This window comes from Pseudarthrobacter albicanus (assembly GCF_018224015.1).
GTDB classification, from domain to species: domain Bacteria; phylum Actinomycetota; class Actinomycetes; order Actinomycetales; family Micrococcaceae; genus Arthrobacter; species Arthrobacter albicanus.
The window spans coordinates 1-2,891 of record NZ_JAGPOT010000165.1; the positions used below are offsets into that span (position 1 = coordinate 1).

The window sequence follows — 2,891 nt, forward strand, 5'->3', positions numbered from 1 at the left end:
ATGCCGGTGGGGGCCGAATTCGGGGGTGTCGTATCCGGGGGAAGTGCTTCTTCGTCCGGTCTGCGATCTTTGCAGGACTTCGGACCGTTCCGGCAGCGTCTCCTGTGAAACAGATCACTCTAAAGATTACAGACTTAACCTCCATTTCAACAGCTTTTATTCATGTTAATTTTGCTGCTTCGTTGCCCGCCTTCCAGGAGAGCCGTTCTCGGCCAACCTCGTCAGTCCCCTGTAGATGTTGAGGCTGGTACCGCCGGTCATCCACGTCCAGGCCCACGAACTCCTCCGCTGAACGCACGCCGCCACCCTGGCCAGCTGGCAGGAAGCCGGGTGTTCACCCGGCGGACACGCCCGGCCTTGACCGCCAGGGCTCGCAAAAGAGACAGACATGAACCGCCCGGGCGCCGAGGTGCTTACCAGCACACCGCCCAGGCTCCCGGCGACCCCCCGGACCCTGACCTACCAGATCACCACGGCGTGAACTTTAACAGCGGTCCACTGTCCTACTTCAGGAGGTCTGAGGCTGGGTGGTATAGATCAATGAGAGCCCCAGGTGGGGAACATCCAGAGCCAGTCGGTGCAGGTCTGGAGATCCGGATTTGATCCGCTCGCCAACCAAGTACATCCCGGAGTTGCCAAGAATGACGCGGTTGCTGGCGTTGATGAGGGCGGCATCGCCTGGGATAACGCGCAGGTTTGGCATGAGGAGGGGTTCGAGGTCCTTGATCCGAATGTCGCATCCCGCCACCCCCGCAAAGTTTCCATGGACGGAAAACGGTGCCGCGAACGTAAGGATGTATTCCTCGAAGCCGAGATAATCTATATACGGGCCCCAAAGGGTCTGCTCACCTGTGGAAGCGGCGGTCGAGAAGAACGGTAGCTTCTCATAGTCGTAGTATCGATTGCTGCCTGGAGTCAGGTCAAAGTCAAGCCTTCCGATGGCCCCGGATTCCTTGCGGGACCACCATTCCAAAGCCCGGCCGCCCTTCTCAACGGATTCCGCGGCGAGGAAGGTCCCGGCGCCGACAGCAAAGGTGTTCTTGGTCAGGAACTCCCGTGAGAGTTCGTCCAATCCGACCAGTGCAGCCTTGTTGACCTTGGACTTGCCGGCGAGGTTTCGTTCAAGCAGGGTGGCAACGTTTCTGGAGAGTTCCTTGATCTCGGTGGAGACACCGCTGGTCCACGAAGTGAGCGCATTGGCAGCATGTACGACTTCATTGTCGGGGTTCATTGGGCCATCCTGAGTTGATTCGGCGTAAGCCAAGGTGAGTTTCGTGATCAGGTGGAAGATGTTTCGCCTGACATGCTCAAGGACCCGTTTCCGGGCCTTCTCGGCTTGGTCCTGGGCCAGGCCCGGACCAGTTCCAAGTGTCAGCGGTTGCCACTTCGGGGTCAAATGCTACGGCGGGGGTCATTGGCCATCCTGAATTGATTGGGCGTAACCGAGAGTGAGCTTTGTATCAATCAGGTGGAAGATGTTTCGCCTGATGTGTTCAAGGACCAGTTTCTGGGCCTTTTCGGGTTGGTCCTGGGCCACGGCCCGGACCAGTTCCAGGTGTTCAGCGGTTGCCGTTTCGGGGTCAAATGCTACGGCGAGGGGGGTCCATAGCTGTTGAACTGTTTCCTCCTGAAGCCGGATTTCGGCATTGGCAAGCCTCGGTGATTGCGCGGATACTGCCAACTCGATGTGGAATCGGCTGTCAGCAGATGCACGCACTTCGGGGGTCGTGGCCAGAACCAATGCCCGGGCAAGTTCCTGAAGACGGTCGACGTCGTGTGCTTCCGCTCGCTCACATGCCAGACGGACGGTCGCGGCGGCTATGGCGGCATGTTCGTCGCCGATGTCGCGTATTTCCGAAATAGACGTGGAGAGAAACCACTCCCGTATGGTGTCGGTCTGGGTCCGAGGCTGATTGACGACGAAGGTCCCCCCGCTCCGGCCTCTGCGGGTCTCGACGACTCCCTGGTCGCGCAGTTCGGCCAAAGCTTCGCGAAGGGTTGCGCCGCCGACCCCAAACATGTCCGAGAGTGCCGCTTCGGGGGGCAGCCGTTCACCCACTTTGAGCAGCCCGAGGGCGATGGCCTTGGTAATTCTGTCGACAATCGCATCGGCCCTCTCGATTTCCGGCAAGGCTCGATATATCTGCGACTGGAATGAGGTCGGCGTGGCCAAAAGTCTGCGCTCCGAAAATGGGCTACGGGTGGGGGTCATCTAAGCAGTCCGGGCAGTACTGAAGGATTTTGATCCTTCAGTAGAGTCTATGCAATAAATCCTTCAACACTCCGGCTTTCCGGCCGGACTGGCCGCCGTCCCCCGGACGGTGACGAAATGGATGAAGCCATCCCCGCCCTTGCGAACCAGCCTCTCTCGTAATCGAACCACTGATCATGCATGTCCTGTCCATGGACCAGGTGTCGGCCGCTTTCTCGACGGCCAAAGATTCTGCCACGAGCGGCCAGGCCCTCCGGACAGTCCACCGGGGACGGAAACATCAGGCCATCCTAAAGTGTAGTGAGAACCGTCAGAAAACAGTGTTACCCCTGCCCGTCTGCTTCGGGATTATGGATATCAACCAGAAAGCCTCACCCGGCCCGCTACAGGCCGGGTGACCGAATCGAAGGGGATAAATCGTGACTCCGACAGCTAATGCAACGCTCACCGGGTACAGCAGCACAGAGGACATTGTCCGTAATCTGGCCCTTGTCAGGGACGAGATCGCGGATACGGCGGCCAAGATCGACGGGCAGCAGGTGGCCGACCTGGCCCGTCATCTCACCCAGCCGGGCCGGGTGTTTGTTGCCGGCGCGGGCCGGAGCGGGCTGGTGTTGCGGATGGCGGCGATGAGGCTGATGCACCTGGGCCTGAATGTCCACATCGCCGGTGACACCAC

General features: G+C 59.6%; 3 protein-coding genes. 1 reads left to right on the forward strand and 2 read right to left on the reverse strand.

The annotated features are described in order from the left end of the window. Nucleotides 1-508 precede the first annotated feature (508 nt). Both J9611_RS21115 and J9611_RS21120 read right to left on the reverse strand, forming a co-directional pair. On the reverse strand, nucleotides 509-1,231 hold the full coding sequence (locus J9611_RS21115; protein WP_211883159.1) for a cache domain-containing protein: 723 nt from the start codon (nucleotides 1,229-1,231) through the stop codon (nucleotides 509-511). Between the two features lie 180 nt (nucleotides 1,232-1,411). Continuing rightward, entirely contained in the window at nucleotides 1,412-2,131 is a 720-nt protein-coding gene (locus tag J9611_RS21120; RefSeq protein ID WP_246528128.1) for a FadR/GntR family transcriptional regulator, read from the reverse strand. A gap of 500 nt (nucleotides 2,132-2,631) precedes the next feature. Here J9611_RS21120 and J9611_RS21125 point away from each other — a divergent pair. After that, nucleotides 2,632-2,891 (forward strand): phosphoheptose isomerase family protein (locus J9611_RS21125; RefSeq protein WP_504742114.1); only part of this gene is annotated, 260 nt, incomplete at its 3' end.

Bases quoted from the DNA above. Each gene is read 5' to 3' on its own strand.
- J9611_RS21115 (WP_211883159.1), bottom strand. From the start codon at position 1,231: ATGAACCCCGACAATGAAGTCGTACATGCTGCCAATGCGCTCACTTCG.